We start from the raw sequence: 18,130 nt of genomic DNA, 5'->3' as shown, positions 1-18,130 counted from the left end.
ACGGTTGCGCAGGGGACCCAGACCGCGGCCACCGATATCGGCCAGGTCAACCGCGGCGCCGCCGAGACCGGCTCGGCATCGGAGGAGGTGCTGCACTCGGCCAAAACCCTGTCGAGCGAAAGCACCCGCCTGCGCGCCGAGCTCGACCGCTTCATGGCCAATATCCGCGCGGCGTAAGGCGCGGTCTGTCCGGGACGATAGCGGAGTAGATGCTGACCGGCGTTTTCTCCTCCGTTGCGGGATTGTGTCGTCTTTCTGACGCGAGCCATGCGTCAACTCCCTGCGGCTCCATCGGAAACGAGCGGCCCTGACGGGCGCTCCGATCGGAACCCGGGCACATCGCGCGCGTTGTCGCAGGTGGCAAGCACAATGCCGCACCCCCAATGATCGGATCGACCTCGTCCACGCATGTGAGCCGGGGCCGCTTCCATTGACGCAACAACGCGATGGAATTGCAGCAGAGCCGAGCCCTGAACAAGGCGGCCGTCCCGGCGGAGACCGCAACCGATGGCGTCGTCGAGACCAGCATTCCCTCGCGGCTGGACGCACTGCCGTGGAGCGGATTTCACACGCGTGTCGTGCTCGCGCTGGGCATCACCTGGATTCTCGACGGGCTCGAGGTGACTCTGGCCGGCGCGCTCTCGGGTGCGCTGAAGCAAAGCCCATCGATGCATTTCTCGAATCTCGATCTCGGCATCGCCAACTCCGCCTATCTCGCGGGCGCCGTGCTCGGTGCGCTCGGCTTCGGCTGGCTGACCGATCGCATCGGCCGCAAGAAGCTGTTCTTCATCACGCTTGCGCTCTATCTCTCGGCAACGGCCGCGACTGCGCTGTCGTGGGATGTCGCGAGCTACGCACTGTTCCGCTTTCTCACCGGCGCCGGCATCGGCGGCGAGTACACCGCGATCAACTCGACCATCCAGGAGCTGGTGCCGGCGCGCTATCGCGGCTGGACCGATCTCGTCATCAACGGCAGCTTCTGGATCGGCGCTGCGATGGGCGCCGTGGCAGCCATCGTGCTGCTTGATCCTGCCGTGATCGATCCCGATTTCGGCTGGCGCCTCGCGTTTCTGATCGGAGCGATTCTCGGCCTCGCCGTGCTGTTGATGCGGATGTGGATCCCGGAAAGTCCGCGCTGGCTGATGATCCATGGCCGTCCCGACGAGGCCCATGCCATCGTCGACGCAATCGAGCGCTCGGTGATCGGGCATGACCAGGACACGAGCGACGGCCGCTTCACCAGGATTCGCTTGAAAATGCGCGATCACACGCCGATCAGGGAGGTCGTCCACACCTTGCTCGGGGCCTACCGCCAGCGCGCGCTGGTCGGCCTCGTGCTGATGAGCGCGCAGGCGTTCTTCTACAACGCCATCTTCTTCACTTTCGCGCTGGTGCTGACCGATTTCTACGGCATCAGCGCCAACCATGTCGGCTGGTACCTGTTGCCGTTCGCGGCCGGAAATTTCCTCGGCCCCCTGCTACTCGGCCGCCTGTTCGACACGCTGGGACGCCGCACCATGATCATGTTCACCTATGGCATGTCGGGCCTGTTGCTGGCGGTGTCGGGCTATCTGTTCTCGATCGGCGTGCTGAGCGCGCAGGGGCAGACGATTGCCTGGATGGTGATCTTCTTCTTTGCCTCGCCGGCCGCGAGCGCAGCCTATCTCACCGTCAGCGAGACATTCCCCCTGGAGATTCGCGCGCTGGCGATCGCGGTATTCTACGCGGTCGGCACCGGCATCGGCGGCGTGATCGGACCTGCGCTGTTCGGCGCACTGATCGACTCTGGCTCGCGCAACAGCGTGTTCGCCGGCTACCTGCTGGGAGCTGTCCTGATGATCGCGGCTGCGATCGTGGCATGGCGCTATGCTGTCTCGGCGGAGCGAAAATCGCTCGAAGACGTTGCGCGGCCGCTCGCCTTTATGGAGTAGACTGATGAAATCGGAACTTGCGGAGATGGCTTTGGAACAAAAGCGTACCATGCCGGATGACGAAGCGCCCGATGCTGTGCCGGTGCCGCATGCGCTGGTGCCGCATCTCGACGAGACCGCCATCCTGCTCGACATCGACGGCACGCTGCTCGATCTGATGCCGACGCCGCGCGAGGTGTGGGTGCCGCCGGGCCTGTCGGAAACTCTGAAGCACCTGACCGAGCGCACCGCCGGCGCGTTGGCGCTGGTCAGCGGCCGCTCGCTCAACGACATCGACCTGATCTTCGCACCCGACGTGTTTCGCGCCGTCGGCGGCCATGGTGCGGAGATGCGGCTGTCGGTGGACAATGAAGCGGAGGCGGTGCACGCGCCGCCGCTTGACAAGGAGTTGAAGCGGCGCCTGGCGGCGGTCGCCAAGCTCAGCCCTGGCATCCTGCTCGAGGACAAGGGCTATTCGCTGGCGCTACATTACCGTCTGGCTCCGCATGCGGAGAAGGCGATCTACGAAGCCGTTTCGCTAATCCGCGCCGATCTTCCCAATGCGCCGATCGAAGTGCTGCCCGGCAAGTTCGTCTGCGAGATCAAGCATTCCGGCTTCACCAAGGCGACCGGGGTGCGCGAGCTGATGATGCACGAGCCGTTCAAGGGGCGTCGGCCGATCTTCATCGGCGACGACGTCACCGACGAGAGCGTGTTTGCAATCATGCCCGACATGAACGGGCTCGCCTTTTCGGTCGGCCGCCGCGCCATGGGCGTCAACGGCCATTTCGATGCGCCGGCGGATGTGCGTGCATTCCTTGCGCGCCTGCTTGATCCCAGGTGAAAGCAGGGCGGCGCCACTTTGCGGCCATCAATGCCTTCATCGCTGCGCCCCTGCGCGCCGCAATGCGTGCTGGAAATAGGACCGGAAATTGCTTTCTTGCAGCGAATTCCTGCGGGTTCCGCAAGCGAAACCAGTTCCAACGCGCACGCCCGATTTTGGTTTCAATTGGTTGAAATGATGATCAGGAACCATATTGATGAACGGCAGTTAAACGGGGTGGAATGAACAGGAGGGGACGACCTGTGAACTTAGTCGTCGTTTCAAATCGCGTCGCCCGCGGTAAACCGAACGAGCCCATGACGGGCGGCCTCGCGGCAGCCTTGCTTCCGGTGGTGGAACATTCGGGTGCGATCTGGGTGGGTTCCTCGGGCCGCGTGCGTGATGGCCATCAAAAGGAACCGTTCGCAGAGATCGAGGCGCTCGGAACCGGCGCCATCGCAACGCTGGATCTGCCGGCGGCGCATTACGGCGGCTATTACGAAGGCTTTGCCAATTCGGCCCTTTGGCCGGCGCTCCACTCGCGTAGCGATCTGATCCGCGTCTCGCGGGACGACTATGTCAGCTATCGCGAGGTCAACGCCTTCATGGCGCGGGCCTTGATGCGTTTCCGCAAGCCACAGACTGCGTTCTGGGTGCAGGATTATCACTTCCTCGCGCTGGGCGCGGAGCTGCGTGACCTCGGTGTCGACGACCCGATCGGCTTCTTTCTGCACACGCCGTGGCCCGTGACTGCGGTGATGCAGGGCGTGCCCAATCATCGCGAGTTGATCACGGCGATGCTGGCCTACGACCTGCTCGGCTTCCAGACCCAGGAGGACTGCCATAACTTCCTCGGCTATGCCGGCGGCGAGCTTGGTCTTTCCGTCGAGGACGGCGTCGTGCTGTCGCAGCACGGCCGCACGCGTTGCGAGGTGTTCCCGATCGGCATCGACCCCGACAAGTTCGCAGCCTATGCCGCGAAATCGGCTTCGCATCCGGACGTGTCGCGGCTGCGGCGTAGCCTCAACGGCGAGCGCCTCGCGATCGGCGTCGACCGCCTGGATTATTCGAAGGGCCTCGTTAACCGCATCAGCGCGTTCGACCGGCTCTGGACCGAGCAGCCGCAGTTCGCCCGTAGCATCTCGCTGCTCCAGATCGCCAACCCCTCGCGGGGCAGTATCGAGGCATATGGCAATCTCCAGAACGATGTCGCGCGACTCGTCAGCGACGTCAACGGCCGCCACGGCGAGGTCGACTGGACGCCGATCCGCTACTTGAATAAGGGCTTCAGTCAGGCCGTGCTTGCGGGCCTTTACCGCACCGCGCAGATCGGCGTGGTGACGCCGCTGCATGACGGCATGAACCTCGTCGCCAAGGAATATGTCGCCGCGCAGAACCCCGCAGATCCCGGCGTGCTGGTGCTGTCGAAATTCGCGGGCGCCGCCAACGAACTGGACACCGCATTGCTGGTCAATCCGCACGACGTCGACGGTATGGCGCGTGCGATCGCGGTCGCAGCCTCCATGCCGCTCACCGAGCGCAAGATGCGCTGGGACGCGATGATGAAAAAGCTGCGCAGCCACACCATCCAGCAATGGTCGGCCGATTTCGTCGCCGAGCTGGAAAAGTGCCGCACCGAGAAGGCTGCGATCGCCCCGCTCTCCACCCAGCCGCCGCAGGCTCTGCGCTGGTTAAAATCGGCGATATCAGGCGTGCGGTTGATCTAGCTTTTCGACAATCTTCCTCGACTGTTCTTTGCCCTTTCCCCTTGTGGGCCAGTAAGGGCAGGAGGAAAGAAGAGCTCAATAGCAATACGACACGCCATCCAGAATCGCACATTGTCGCTTGTTCGGCGCGTTGGGATCGTCCAGCGGCACCACGCCCTTGCCCTGGCCGGCGAACACACCGGGCCCGACATGCACCGAGCTCTTGTTGCCGATGATCACGCTCTGATGCGGCGCCGAGCTCGACCGCGTGCCGTCCGGCCAGAGGATGGCGTTGCCCGAAAGCACCCCGCGCCGTCCGTCGTCGCAGCGGACATCGACGCCCTGCCGCGTGCAGAGCTGGGCTTTGGCAGGCCCTGCGAGCGCGACGCAAAGGCCCGAAATTAGGCCCAGCGCAGTGACGGTCTGGCGGCTGGTCATGCTGTGTTCTCGGCCTCCCCCGGCCTGTACGCCGGTCTCAGGTGAATCGTCGTCCTGAAGCCGCCGCAGGTTCAGCCGGCCGGAAGCTCAGGGGCTAGGCGAGCACCAAATATTTTCCTTTTAATACAACAGGTTGCGGAAAATTCATCCGATTTCCCGGCGATCCCTTGCAAAATCATCGGCGCCCCTTCAAGAGAGGGCGCTCCGGAGAGATGGCCGAGTGGCTTAAGGCGCACGCTTGGAAAGCGTGTGTGCGGGAAACCGTACCGTGGGTTCGAATCCCACTCTCTCCGCCAGCCAGCCCGCCGTACTCCCGACCCGAAATAGCTGACCAACGCTCTTGGTTTACGAGTTCGCCCTCGCCCTGGACCGCCTTGGCGAGATCAGGGAATGAATCGCGCACGGGCGCAGCCCCAGGCACCGATACAAGTCCCGAGCACCCGGAAATCGTCGCAACAGATGTGAACGGACCCGATGCAACACGTAATTCCACTTGGACAGGTGTCGCGAAGCGTATCGGCGGGCGGACGGTCCTCGACCTTGCTGTCGCCGGGTTCCTCGATCGCGATGGCGACGGCGCCGAGGCGCACTGCGACCCGATTGTTCTCGAGCTTCACGTCCTGTGACGCGAATTGCAGAGCCCCGTTATTGCCCAGAGATACGAGCCGAACGGTGTCGCCGCGTTGCTCGGCAACACCCGCAAAGTCAACGAAATCACCCATGACCGTCTCCTGACAATCTGCGGGCGCCTGGAGTGGCAGCAACCCGCGTGCCGCACCTTCAGTGGGCCGCGCCTCCTGGGGCCAGGAGGCGCGGGGTTCTCACGGGGCTAGTAGGTCCGCTGCAGCTGGGGCAAAGTCGAAGAGACGACGTTTGCGACCAGGTCGTGCGGCATCGCCAAGCCGCTCGGAGCGAGGCTCGGAGCCAGTGACGGAGAGATCGTGCTTGGTCCAGCACCGCTCTTGGTCAGCTCACCGACGATCGTCGGGATTGCAGAGGCCACGACGCGCGCGATCGCACCCCAGAACTTCTCATCGCCAGCGCCCGCTCCCGATCCCGTCGGAGCAAAGCCCTTGTCCTCCTGGAAATCGCCCTTGCGCAGCGCGCCGATCACGGCCGGGAGCGCGGCCTGAACGATGTTGGCGAATGCTCCCCAGAATTTCTCCTCGCCACCAAAGTCCTTCTGCGGCTCGGCGCCGCTCTTCGTCAGGGCCTGAATGACGACCGGCGCCACCGTACCTATGACGCTCATAAGCGCGCCGATGAACTTCTCCTGCCCGGCCTGCTGGAAGTCCTTCTGGGGATCGATGCCGCTCTTGCTCAGCGCCTGGATGACGATCGGCCCGAGCGTGCCGATAACGCTCGCGATGGCTCCGAAGAACTTCTGATCGCCGGGAGCCACATCCTCGAATCCCTTGACGGGGTTGCCCTGCTTGCTGAGCGCGCCGATGACGGCCGGCAGCGCCGCGGAGACCGCGCTCGCGATAGCGCCCCAGAACTTCTCTTCACCGCCGAAATCTTTCTGCGGCTGAATCCCCTGCGCCGCGATTGTGCGGAGCAGCGGTGGTATGCAGCGGGTGGCGATGCCGACGATGGACCCGAGGAACTTCTCCTGACCGCCCGAGAAATCCTTCTGTGGTTCATAGCCGCCCTTGCGCAAGGCCTGCACCACTGCCGGCACGGCGGTCGAGACGACGTTGAGCAAGGTGCGCCAGAACTTCTCCTCGCCGCCCGGGATGGCCGTGAAGTCCTTCTGCGGTTCAAAATCACCCTTCCGCAACGCGTCGACGATGGCCGGCACTGCCACCGAGGCGAGGTTTGCGAGCACACCCCAGAATTTTTCGTCGCCGCTTGCAGCAGGCTGGCCGTAAGATTTGTCGTGCATCATGGTTGCATCCTTTCTCTGGTTGCTGAGTGCATCCTGGATGATCCTCGTCATCCAGTCGGGGGAAGAAACGGCAGGCGCGGCCTGGCCTCGGAACAGCAGGAACGACGTGGCGGCCAGACCAGCGGGATTGGCGGGTTCGGTGAGGACCGGTGTCTGCCGGAAGCCGAGGTCCCGCAGCATCTTGGTCGCTCCTTCCACAAGCCGCCGGTTCGAGACGTCGGGGCCGAGGACAGTGAGTTGCTCGAGGAGAGCGTAGGTGAAGGCCGACTTTCCGCCGGTCTTCGCCGTCGAAGCTGATGCGGTCTCGTCTGCGAGGCAGGCGGATAGCAGCATTCCATTCATCTGCAACTGGCCGGCCTCGTCGAATTCCTTTCCGGCCGTCGTTCCGAAGCGATTGTCGATCCTCGATGCCGCGCCGTGCCGCGCGCAGAAGGGCCGGTAGCGCAGTTGAGTGATCTTCCTCGGATCAAGGAATACCTTGTCGTTCTCGATGAAGGGCGGGACCTTGAGCACCTTGGTCTGGGCGACGTCCATGTGGCCGTCGGTCATCATGACCTTGTACATGCCGCCCGAGTGGCAGCTGTCCGATATCAGCGTGAAGACCCCAGGGGGGACCGCCTGCGACTTCTGGCTGAGCACGTTGTCGAACAGAAACTGGTCGTACAGACACAGCACCTCTTCGAGATCCTGGCCCCGGGCGACCTGGAAGCCGTGGCCGGAGAAGAAGAACACGAGCCGATCGTCCGAGCCCGCTCCGTTGAAAAGCCAGGACAGTCCGGCCTCGACGTTCTGCAGGGTGGCTTTTTCGTCGTAGTCGAATCGAACGTCCGCAAACTTGTAGACGTCGGTGATCTTCTGCTGGAACGCTTTCGCGTCGTTGATGCAGCTCGGGAGGTTGTTGGCGGGGTTTGGATAATGGTCGATGGCAGCGATATACGCTCTGTAGTTTGGCATGATCATTTCTCGCAATTGATGGTTCGGATTCAAAAAATGCGGCCGGCCAAGGCTTGCGGCTGGTTCCATCCGCTCTCCATGACACCGGCCGATTATCGTGCGCTGGTGTCTCGCGACGGTCACAACCGGAGTGGTCGGGTCTCACAAACTAGGATGCGGAAGAAATTTTTCCGGCCCGGTCGATGTCCGGCTGCATCTCGATGGCTTGGTGCAACTGCCTTGGCTGAGCCGCAGTCTGCATGATCGAAGCGAAAGCCCGAACTTCCTGGTTGAGCTGATGGAGGTGCTTCTGAATGAGTTCGAGCCGGCGCTCGAAATCCCCGTGCACTTTCGCCGCTGGAGCGATCGTATCCGGTTGCTGTGCCCCGTCGTCGCGCAGGCGGTGGAACAGCGCCGTGGTCTCACGGGTGGGGGAGACGCCGAGCTCGTGGCGAAATGCGAGCTGAAGCTTCTCGTAGTGCCTCAGCGCGGCGACGCGATCGCCCATCATCTCGTAGCAATGCATGATCTCGCGGTGGATGTGCTCGAGGAAGGAATCCTCGACCAGGATACGCCGCGAAATGCGGATGGCTTCTCCCCAATCGGACCTGTGCTTTGCCGCAAGGAGCTGGGTCTCGAGACAGGCGAGGAAGCGGCCGCGAAAGGCCTCCCTATCCGTCAGGCACCAATCGTAGTTGAGTTCGCTGAGAAGATCCCCACGATAGAGTTGCTCGATGGCTTCCGATGTCGCGTGCGGGCTTGACGACATCGACGGCGGCGAAGGCGCCTTGATGCAATGATCGAACGCTTCAATGTCGATCCATACCTGCTCATCTGCACACAAGGACAGCGATTCCGGCCGGGCGTTGATCCACTGCGAGGCATTTTCGCCGGCGTTCGCGAGCGCGCAACGAAGGCGCCAAACTTCGGTGCTGAGGTTGCGGCGAAGACGCTCGGCCGGTCCATCGCCCCAAAGGCGCGTGACGAGGACGTCACGGCTGACCGGTGCCCGTTTCTGCAGGGCAAGCACGGCAAAGAGGTGCTTTGAGCGTTCGCTGAGAAACTCGACGCGGGTCCCGTGGCGACCCCAGACCTCCAGTTGACCGAACAGTCGGCATATCGGACGCTGGGCTGGTGTGCTCTCCATGACCTGCCTCCTCGTGCGCCCCGGCCGAACGTAACGCAGAGCCGAGATTGTCGTGTGAGCCTTTTCACATTCCGGGGAAGCTGCCGAGCAGTCACTCACGCATCGTTAACGTCATCGCACCAGCGCGGCCAAATTACCTATCAATATTGAATCAAGACCGGGATTGCGAGAAGGTCGGATCCCGTTTGCATTCACTCCACCATTCGCGCTCTTGATGAACAAGAAGAGCCCGTGATCATAGCGGCTTCTGCTTTACCTAGCCATTTCTGAACAAAATTCTTATCGGCTCATGCAGAAACTACGAGCAATCCTTAACCTGATCAGAGCCGCATAGCCATCGGCAGCCTACCGTGATTTGGGATGACCCAAAGTCTGCGGCGGCCGGCATTTTTACGACTTTCGACAGAAGCCCCCTAGTTTTCCGGCTATTTATGCGCTTGCTGCTGGATCAGCCGAGAAAGGCTGTTCAGTTGAACCTCAGACAGCGCGGTATCGAAGATCAGTATAGAATAGTCATTCAATAGACATTGGGTCAGGTCCACGGATGATGTCGGAAAATTCCCTGAACGCAGAAGCGCATTGCCGTGACTGCGGGCGATATCCGACGCGACTGCTCCGTCAAGCCCAATCTCGGTGGTACGACCATCGGCGTAAGCTGACATAGTGTTTAGATCGACTATTCCGGCAACCACATTCACTTCAGTATCTTCGTCAACTGGCACGGATACATGGATCTCGTAATTGCGTGGGCCTGTGGAGTGCCGCGCCAGTTTGTCCCGAACGGTTTGAAGTGCAGAGCCGGATGCAGGCAGGCGTCTCTCTTTAAGACCCAGTAAGACCCTGATGTAAGGCGTTGGGTTACGAAGGGCTCTTACAAGGAGTCTCGATAGTCTTATCAACCTCGACGTTGGATTTGGATCCCGATAAGAAATTCTAAAGTTTGCGCGGCGACCCTCATGAGAAAGCGAAATGGAAGGTAAGTCACCATAGCGCAATAACGTGCGCTTGCTATCGCTAGCAGGATAGGCCGCGGCAAATGTCAGTTGGGTCTTCCGCCGGATGCTGTTCGATCTTCCTCCGCCGTACACAAAAACATTAGACTCAAGACCTTGAGCAACGCCTGGAAGAGAATACCCTCGATCAGCGTATGCCTTGTAGCTTATGCAGTCCCCACCCCTAGGAAGCCTAGTGGTACCTAAGTCAAATATCTTCTCTATGGCACCTTCCAGTGGCTTATACCCAAATCGTGGATTGGTCCAAAAAAGCAAATGATCTAGGAGATTGTTTTTTCTGAGCCATGTAACGGCCTCATCGATCCAGGGACCGCTTATGGATTGTTGGGCAGCACCTTCGGTGATGGCGCGGTGTATGTGATGATTGGTGAAGCTTGTATGTTGGCCGGCATAAACTGAGATGACGCGGCTTTTTTGCTCAACATCCCCTTTGAGAGGGACAACTCTGTACCACCAGCAACGCCCGAGTGGTGGCCGGTCAAGCGCGGTTGAGCCCTCAACCTCTGCGACCAAGACTGATTGCTGTTCCTTCTTTTCGCCGCGATACACACGGTGGCGGCGCCCGGTGAGGTCGTGCCAGCGCAATTCAACTACACCGTCGTGACATTTGGCAGATACCCCATTTGGTGCAGCCGCCCAAGCTTCCTCTTCATCGAAGACAAAAGCGTAGTAGTCCAAATATTGCTCGTCTAGTCCACCGCCTCTTTCGTTAGACGCGCCATAGGTCAGACCTACGTCCGCAAAGAAGCCATGCGCCGCCCAAAGATGGTAGACCCCATCTTCGAAGTACCCGGAGATCGAGTGGAGATGATTTTGGTCAGGATAGCTACCTACGTATGCTGGGGAAATGCGGATCGCAGGGAGAGCGGAGGTCGGTCCTAAATTTCCCTCAGCATCAACCGGCACACAAGAGACGAAGCGCTCTTTGCCTGACGTATGTTCAATGCAAATCGCATATGGTTGGCCCCGGATCTCCACGTCAGGTGCACCCTGGCGATCGTACCTGAACTCTCCATGAGAACGATTGATCGTTTTCTGAAGGGTGAATTTGAGCCCATCTGCACTCGACCAGATCCCGGTAGTTCCTAGGCGGCCATTGATAGGATCGGCAGCTCCAACTGAAAGCCAGCAGCCGGTGTTCGCCCGACTGACGACTTGGTATGCTGTTAGCCCATTGCCGGTCGTTGCTGCGTGCGTGACGCCGTATGGATGCCATGTAATTAGGTCGCTAGATCGGAAGAGGATCTCCTCTTCTTTGGGTTGATTCGTCCCCGAGTTGCTGTGCCCTTCGAGGTAGAGGTGAAAAGGAAATTCACTGCAATCTGGATTGTGAACTAACCACGGGACTTGGAAACAAAAATATTCGATACCATCGGGGAACCGAACGCGGAAGGGGATGATCTTTCTCATCGTGCTCGGGTCGGGCATTGTAGCGGGATCGTCGGAGAAACCGATGAAGGTTGATGTGCCATCCTCACCCCAACCATGCCTTTCGTCAGCGTGATCCGGGCTGAAAATCCACGCATACCTACGCCCTAACTTTCTGCTAATTGACGCGCCCGACGCGCCAAACGATTGTTCTAAATCGTACGGCCTTAGCCAATACAAACCATCCAAGTGATAGTAATCAGCGGTGCTTATAGCGGGCCTGCCCTCGTCTCGGACGTCTCCTAGAGGGCTAAATAAGTTTGGGACCGATATCACCTTTCCGAGTTCAGTAGCGAATTCGAGCGGCATCATCGAGCTTCGTTCAAAAGACATTCTATCGTCCGATCATGTTTAGCAACGGTAACCCATCGTGATGAGTGACCGAGGACCGATCATTTTGATGCACCCGACAAGCTGAGTGTGTGGCTGATGTATCAAACTCAGGTAAGCCGACACGGTTGGTAGGCTTGGTCTGAGGAGTGCATTTCGGCGCCCGTTAAACCGCAAGCTTGATGCCTCGCTGTTGCGCAGAAAGATGCCGACAGCGTGAGTCGAGCCCCTTGAGAAGCGGTGCCGTAACAATGCTGCAATTGACCCTGGCAGGCCGGGGCCCGTTGATAGGAGAGGAACGGACGCCAGCGTCAAAACGTGTATCCCAGCCACCTCTTCCAAAAAGGCGCAGTGGCTTGGGCAACGGCCATACTGCTGAAATAAATCGCTCGGTGATCCATGGTCGATGGAAAGGCTGAAATCGCGCATGCAATAGCTCAAAAGGTTAGTCACTCTGGAGGTACAGTCTCTTTGCCATTAGGCCGTTTAGCATCGGCCCGACGCCAAGACGCCAGCAGCCGCATCGCACACCGTCGACGAGGCGACCGAACTCCCAACCACTTACTCGTCGGCGAGCTGTCACTGTCGATACACGGGATCCGCCACGCGCTTCAACGTCGGATCGCTCACCCGCACGTGCTCGGCGAGAAAATCGATGAACGCGCGCACGCGCGCGGGCAGGGGCGCGGCGTGGCCGACATAGACGGCGTGGATGTCTTCGCGATCGCCGGGATTGTAGCTTTGCAGCACCGGGACCAAGCGGCCGGAACCGATGTCGGGGCCGATGTGGAAGAGGGCGAGGCGGGCGAGGCCGACGCCGCCGAGGCAGAGACGGGGGCGGCTTCGCCGTCGCTGGCGAGCCACGGGGGCCGGCAGCGCCTCCTCGGTGTGGTCGCCGCGCTCACGGTCGTGCTGCTTGGGCTTGGCGGCCGTGCTGTCGGTCAAGATCGCGGCGATCGCGCTGATCCTGCTGCTGGGTATCGCGGCCTTTGCGACCGTCGCCCCGCTGCAGCTTCGTGTTTTGGAAGCGGCGGGCCCCAGCGGCCGCACGCTCGTCTCCAGCCTCAACATCGCCGCGTTCAATCTCGGCAACGCGCTCGGCGCCTGGGCCGGCGGCGTCACCATCGATCGGGGGCTCAGTCTTCCGGCGCTACCTGTAGTCGCGGCCGGTATCACCGCGGTAGGCCTCGTGCTGGCGCTGTGGAGCCGCCGGCTCGATCGCGCGTCTGCGGCCATCGCGGCCTGCCCCGCCGAGTAGCGCAGAGGCGCGACGCGGACAGTTCGCCGCGTCGCGCCATCGCGCCATGCAAAAACCCACCTGTACACGCGCTTTCGCCATCCGTAACGTCTGCGGCGCAATTTCAGGAGATGCGACGTGGCGAAGAAGGCGACCAAGAAGACCAAAAAGACCAAGCAGAGTGCTTCGACGAAAGCGGCGAAGACCTCGAGCAAGGCCAGCGCGAGCCGCAAGGCCGTCGTCGCCAGGAAGGTGAAGACGGCCACACAGAGGCCCCCCGCACCGCGTCGCCCCAAGGGACAGGCCTGGCAATGGTCGGCGGTGGAGACCGCGGCCGCGATCCGCTCCGGCGCCATCTCTGCCGTCGAGACCGTCGAGGCGCATCTCGAACGGATGCGCGCCGTCAATCCGAAGCTGAATGCGGTCGTCGTCGACCTCGGTGAGGAGGCGCTGAAGGCGGCGCATGCGGCCGACAGGCAGCGCGCAAAAGGCGGCGAGCTCGGCCTCCTGCACGGCGTGCCCATCACCATCAAGGAAAATGTCGACTACGAAGGGCGGCCGAATTTCAACGGTGTGCCTGCCAACAAGAACCTGGTCGCGCCGTCGGATTCCCCGGTGGTGTGCAATCTCAAGAAGGCCGGCGCCATCGTCATCGGCCTCACCAACACGCCGGAATTCTCCTTCCGCGGCTTCACCGACAATCCCCTGCATGGGCTGACGCTGAACCCCTGGGATCCCGACATCACGTGTGGCGGTTCCTCGGGCGGCGCCGGCTCGGCGGTGGCGGCCGGCATCGGCACCATCGCGCACGGCAACGACATCGGCGGCTCGTTGCGCTGGCCGGCACATTGCAACGGCGTTGCCACCATCAAGCCGACGCAGGGCCGCATTCCCGCGTTCAACGCCAGCGCAACGGCCGAACGGCCGATGCTGGCGCATCTGATGTCGGCGCAGGGGCCGCTGGCCCGCCATGTCGCCGACGTCCGTCTCGCCCTGGAGGCGATGAGTCAGCGCGATCCGCGCGACCCTTGGTGGGTGCCGGCACCGCTGATCGGCGACATGCCGAAGCGACCGATCAAGGTCGCGCTGGCGAAGATCCCCGAGGACATGGACGTCGATCCCTCCGTCTCCGCGGCGCTGCGCCAGGCCGCAGACCATCTCGAGCGCTCCGGTTATCGCGTCAGCGAGGTCGAGGTGCCCGACATCAACGGTGTCTGGCAGACCTGGTGCGACATCATCACCAACGAGACCGTGGTGATGCAGGAGGCCGGCATGCTGAAGGTCACCTCGGAGGACTTCCACAAGGCCTGGGGCGGCATGAAGGCCAAGGCCAACGTGCTCGATCTCAAGGGCTGGATGCAGGCGACTGCCGCGCGCAGCGGCCATATCCGCGCCTGGCAATTGTTCTTCGAGGAATATCCGGTGGTGCTGGCGCCGACCACGGTGAAGCCGACGCCCGGCCCGCGTGAGGACACCATCAGCGCCGAGCGCGTGCGCGAGATCTTCTGGGGCGAGATCCGCTTCATCTCCGCCATCAACGTGCTGGGCCTGCCCGGCGCGGTGGTGCCGGTGGCGCTGCATGACGGCAAGCCAATCGGCGTGCAACTGATCGCCGGGCGCTACCGCGAGGATCTCGCACTCGACGCCGCGGCCGCGATCGAGAAGCGCGTCGGCGTGCTCACCCACCGCCTTTGGGAAAACATGGCTTAAGCCCAAGCAAGCGCGGCTACGTTGACGATGCTCCCGTGGGCGAGGGGAGTTCGCCGTGCAGTTGTGAGATGGATGACGCCGAGCAAGGCAGGGCGCGATCGGTTAATCGAATTTAACCGGAATCACGGCCAATTCGCCGGCAAGCGTTAGGGTTACTTCCTCGATCTCTATACGAATTATTGTCCGCTTTACCACCCGCCTCTAACAGAAGAGGGCGGACAACGCACATGCCTCATACAGGCTAATAAGTGCGGCCCGCTCCACGCGGAGGTGGCATAATGCGCAACGAGACGATTGCTATTCACGCCGGCTACGAACCCGAAGCCAGCACGCACGCCGTTGCCGTGCCGATCTACCAGACCGCCGCCTACGCCTTCGACAGCGCCGATCATGGCGCGGCCCTCTTCAATCTCGAGGCCGAGGGGTTTCGCTACAGCCGTATCGCCAATCCGACCAGCGCAGTGCTGGAGAAGCGCATCGCCCAGCTCGAAGGCGGCGTCGGCGCGCTCGCGGTCGCGACCGGCCAGGCGGCGCTGCATTTCGCCTTCGTCAACGTGGCCGATCACGGCGGCAACATCGTTTCCGTGCCGCAGCTTTATGGCACCACGCACACGCTGCTCTCGCACATCCTGCCGCGGCAGGGCATCTCCGGCCGCTTCGCCGAGAGCGACCATCCCGAGGCGATCGCGAGGCTGATCGACGAGAACACCCGCGCCGTGTTCGCCGAGACCATCGGTAATCCCGCCGGCAATGTCTGCGACATCGAGGCGCTGGCGAAGGTCGCGCATGCGCATGGCGTGCCGCTGATCGTCGACAACACGGTGGCCACGCCAATCCTGCTGAAGCCGTTCGATTACGGCGCGGATATTGCCGTGCATTCGCTGACCAAGTTCCTGGGCGGTCACGGCACCACGCTCGGCGGCGCCATCGTCGATTCCGGGAATTTCCCGTGGGCCAAATACGCCGAGCGCTTCCCGGCCTACAACAAGCCGGATGCGTCCTATCACGGCCTCGTCTACGCCGAACGCTTCGGCCGCACCGCCTATATCGAGCGCGCGCGCAGCGTCTATCAGCGCACCATGGGCTCGGTGCTGTCGCCGTTCAACGCCTTCCTGCTGCTCCAGGGCGTCGAGACCGTGGCGCTGCGGATGGAGCGCCATGTCGAGAATGCGCGCAAAGTCGCAGAATTCCTGCGCGGCGATCCCCGTGTAGCCTGGGTCAATTACAGCGGCTTCCCGGATAGTCCCTATTATCCGCTGGTGCAGAAGTACCTGAACGGCAACGCCTCCTCCCTGTTTACCTTCGGCATCAAGGGCGGCATGGAGGCCGGCAAGGCCTTCTACGATGCGTTGAAGCTGATCACGCGGCTCGTCAATATCGGCGACGCCAAGTCGCTCGCCTGCCATCCGGCATCGACCACGCACCGGCAGATGTCGGCGGAGCAACAGCGCGTTGCCGGCGTGCTGCCGGAGACGATCCGCCTGTCGATCGGCATCGAGCATGTCTCCGACATCATCGAGGATATCGACCAGGCGCTCGAGAAGGCCTGCTCGTCGGCGCGCCTCGAGGCCGCGGAGTAGGCGGCGGCGCCCATGACGATCCTGATCGACAAGGATCACGTCATCGCGGGCCCGGCGCTGGTGCCGGCCGCGCACGATCTCGCGCGCGATGCCGGCGCTGAACTCTCGATCGGGCTCGTCAACAACATGCCAGATCCGGCGCTGAAGGCGACCGAGCGGCAGTTCATGAAGCTGCTCCAAGCCGCAGCAGGCCCACGCCGCATCCGCTTCCACTGCTTCTCGCTTCCCGGCGTGAAGCGGTCCACGGAGGCGAAGTGGCATGTCGAGAGCGAATATTCCGATCTTTCCGTTCTCGAGCACGGCAAGTTCGATGGGCTGATCGTGACCGGCGCAGAGCCGATCGCGCCCAGGCTCGACCAGGAGCCGTATTGGCAGGAGCTCACCAGGCTGATCGACTGGGCCAAGACCCATACGCGCTCGACGATCTGGTCGTGCCTTGCCGCGCACGCCGCGGTGCTGCATCTCGACGGCATCGAGCGGCGACAGCTGTCGGCCAAATGTCACGGTATTTTCGATTGCGAGATCGTCGCGAGCGATGCGCTGACCCGTGCTGCGCCTGCGCCCTTCAAGGTCTCGCATTCGCGCTTGAACGAGATCGCCGAGAGCGATCTTGTGCAAGCCGGCTATCGGGTGCTGACACGCTCGGAGCAGGCCGGCGTCGACGTTTTCGTTCGCCAATATGCCAGCCGCTTCGTGTTCTTCCAGGGCCATCCGGAATACGACGCGCTATCGCTCCAGCGGGAATATCTGCGCGACATCGGCCGCTATCTCGCGCGCGAGCGCGACAGCTATCCGCGCCTGCCGGTGAGTTATTTTGACGCAGCGACCGAGGAGAAGCTGGCTCGCTTCGAGAGGAAGGCGGCGCACCAGCGCCATCCGGCACTCACCAACGAGTTGCCCAGGTTGAACTTGCGCAACGATATCGGCGCGGGAAACGCGGCGGCGGTGCTATTTGGCAACTGGTTGCGCTATCTCGGCGCGGACGCCGACGCGCCGGTGGCGGCTCGTTAAGTCGAAGCAGTGTTGGGTGCGCGTTAGGATTACCCTGGCGTTAGGGTTGCCCCAAGCTGCGCGTGAATGTTTCAGTGGCGGGATCGGGAATCACAGGAAACGTAGCGTGTGGTCGGCACTTCAGGGACGTGTGAGCAATCGGCTGGCCAGGCATTTCCGCGCCGCGCCGCACCGACTGCCCGCGCATGCGCCGATGGTGAGTTTTACCTTCGACGATGCTCCCGATAGCGCCGCAGGCGAGGGCGCCGCGCTGCTGGAGCAACATGGTGGCCGCGGGACGTTCTATCTCGCCGGCAGCCTGATCGATCAGCCATCGGCCCACTGGCACGGTCTGTCGAATGACGCGATCCTGCGGCTTCACCACACCGGCCACGAGATTGCCTGCCATACCTATTCTCACCGGAACTCGGCCAAGCTCGACGAGGCGGCGATGGCCCGCGAGATCGAGCGGAATCGCTCGTTTTTTCACGGGATCGATTCCTCGATCACGCTGGAGAATTTTGCCTACCCCTACGGGATCGCCTCTGTCTGGCGCAAGCCGCAACTCGCTAAAGCCTTCCGCTCCGCGCGAGGCATTCTTCCCGGCGTCAACAGCGATGTCATCGATCTCCAATTCCTGCGCGCCTCGCCGCTGGTCGATTGCGAAATCGACGAGGCGGGGGTCGATCGCTATTTCGACGAGGCGGTGTCAAGCGGCGGCTGGCTGATCTTCTACGGTCACGACGTCAGCGACCAGCCAAGCCCCTATGGCTGCACGCCGCACCTGATGCGCCATGCGCTGGAAGCCGCCGGCAAGCGCAACATGCCGATCGTGACGGTGGCTGAAGCGCTGCGACGGATCGGGGCGTAGGCCTACCTCTCTCCGCTCGCGGGGGAGAGGTCGAATCGCCTTGCGATCCGGGGTGAGGGGGTACAGGCCTCACATGCATCTCATCTGCGGAGAAATGCCGCTCAACCCGACCCTCTCCTCGTAAGC

General features: G+C 62.1%; 12 protein-coding genes, 1 tRNA gene and 2 pseudogenes. 9 read left to right on the top strand and 6 right to left on the bottom strand.

The window, feature by feature from the left end:
* The first annotated feature begins 446 nt into the window (after positions 1-446).
* From AC3WLX_RS20285 to AC3WLX_RS20275, 3 genes are all read left to right on the top strand, one after another.
* Positions 447-1,931 (top strand): MFS transporter, encoded by a 1,485-nt coding sequence (locus AC3WLX_RS20285; protein ID WP_291626349.1) that lies wholly within the window; start codon positions 447-449, stop codon positions 1,929-1,931.
* A 4-nt stretch (positions 1,932-1,935) separates the two neighbouring features.
* Entirely contained in the window at positions 1,936-2,754 is an 819-nt protein-coding gene (gene otsB / locus AC3WLX_RS20280; protein ID WP_492337271.1) for a trehalose-phosphatase, read from the top strand.
* A 242-nt stretch (positions 2,755-2,996) separates the two neighbouring features.
* Positions 2,997-4,460, top strand: coding sequence for a trehalose-6-phosphate synthase (locus AC3WLX_RS20275; RefSeq protein WP_492337270.1), 1,464 nt, complete (start codon positions 2,997-2,999; stop codon positions 4,458-4,460).
* Positions 4,461-4,535: 75 nt separating this feature from the next.
* Here the strand turns inward: AC3WLX_RS20275 and AC3WLX_RS20270 are convergent, their stop codons facing one another.
* Positions 4,536-4,877 carry a hypothetical protein gene (locus AC3WLX_RS20270; RefSeq protein ID WP_291626356.1) on the bottom strand — a complete coding sequence of 114 codons (342 nt, stop codon included), beginning with the start codon at positions 4,875-4,877 and terminating at the stop codon, positions 4,536-4,538.
* Between the two features lie 206 nt (positions 4,878-5,083).
* On the opposite strand from AC3WLX_RS20270, the gene AC3WLX_RS20265 reads away from it, so the two are divergent.
* Positions 5,084-5,173 (top strand) — tRNA-Ser (locus AC3WLX_RS20265).
* An 87-nt stretch (positions 5,174-5,260) separates the two neighbouring features.
* On the opposite strand, the gene AC3WLX_RS20260 is transcribed toward AC3WLX_RS20265, so the two are convergent.
* The 5 genes and pseudogenes from AC3WLX_RS20260 to AC3WLX_RS20240 form a co-directional block, all read right to left on the bottom strand.
* Positions 5,261-5,599 (bottom strand): hypothetical protein, encoded by a 339-nt coding sequence (locus AC3WLX_RS20260; protein WP_492337269.1) that lies wholly within the window; start codon positions 5,597-5,599, stop codon positions 5,261-5,263.
* Between the two features lie 107 nt (positions 5,600-5,706).
* On the bottom strand, positions 5,707-7,719 hold the full coding sequence (locus tag AC3WLX_RS20255; RefSeq protein ID WP_492337268.1) for a caspase family protein: 2,013 nt from the start codon (positions 7,717-7,719) through the stop codon (positions 5,707-5,709).
* Positions 7,720-7,867: 148 nt separating this feature from the next.
* Positions 7,868-8,944 carry an AfsR/SARP family transcriptional regulator gene (locus tag AC3WLX_RS20250; protein ID WP_492337267.1) on the bottom strand — a complete coding sequence of 359 codons (1,077 nt, stop codon included), beginning with the start codon at positions 8,942-8,944 and terminating at the stop codon, positions 7,868-7,870.
* 326 nt (positions 8,945-9,270) lie between these two features.
* Positions 9,271-11,268: a hypothetical protein gene (locus AC3WLX_RS20245; RefSeq protein ID WP_492337266.1), complete on the bottom strand. Its 1,998-nt coding sequence runs from the start codon at positions 11,266-11,268 to the stop codon at positions 9,271-9,273.
* 927 nt (positions 11,269-12,195) lie between these two features.
* Positions 12,196-12,519: pseudogene (locus AC3WLX_RS20240) on the bottom strand (LysR substrate-binding domain-containing protein); the annotation flags it as partial.
* Here AC3WLX_RS20240 and AC3WLX_RS20235 point away from each other — a divergent pair.
* The 5 genes and pseudogenes from AC3WLX_RS20235 to AC3WLX_RS20215 form a co-directional block, all read left to right on the top strand.
* Positions 12,502-12,874: pseudogene (locus tag AC3WLX_RS20235) on the top strand (MFS transporter); the annotation flags it as partial. The pseudogenes AC3WLX_RS20240 and AC3WLX_RS20235 sit on opposite strands and share 18 nt — an antisense overlap.
* 117 nt (positions 12,875-12,991) lie before the next feature.
* Complete coding sequence (locus AC3WLX_RS20230; protein ID WP_492337265.1) at positions 12,992-14,563, top strand: amidase family protein; 1,572 nt, start codon at positions 12,992-12,994, stop codon at positions 14,561-14,563.
* Positions 14,564-14,841: 278 nt separating this feature from the next.
* Entirely contained in the window at positions 14,842-16,143 is a 1,302-nt protein-coding gene (locus AC3WLX_RS20225; RefSeq protein ID WP_492337264.1) for an O-acetylhomoserine aminocarboxypropyltransferase/cysteine synthase family protein, read from the top strand.
* Between the two features lie 12 nt (positions 16,144-16,155).
* On the top strand, positions 16,156-17,154 hold the full coding sequence (gene metA / locus AC3WLX_RS20220) for a homoserine O-succinyltransferase MetA (protein WP_492337263.1): 999 nt from the start codon (positions 16,156-16,158) through the stop codon (positions 17,152-17,154).
* A gap of 106 nt (positions 17,155-17,260) precedes the next feature.
* Positions 17,261-18,004 carry a polysaccharide deacetylase family protein gene (locus AC3WLX_RS20215; RefSeq protein WP_492337262.1) on the top strand — a complete coding sequence of 248 codons (744 nt, stop codon included), beginning with the start codon at positions 17,261-17,263 and terminating at the stop codon, positions 18,002-18,004.
* The last annotated feature ends 126 nt before the right edge of the window (positions 18,005-18,130 follow it).

It is taken from the genome of Bradyrhizobium sp. FW305-F6, assembly GCF_058782905.1.
Note: the sequence above shows the minus strand (reverse complement) of the source record. Positions and strands in the feature narration are given on the sequence as shown.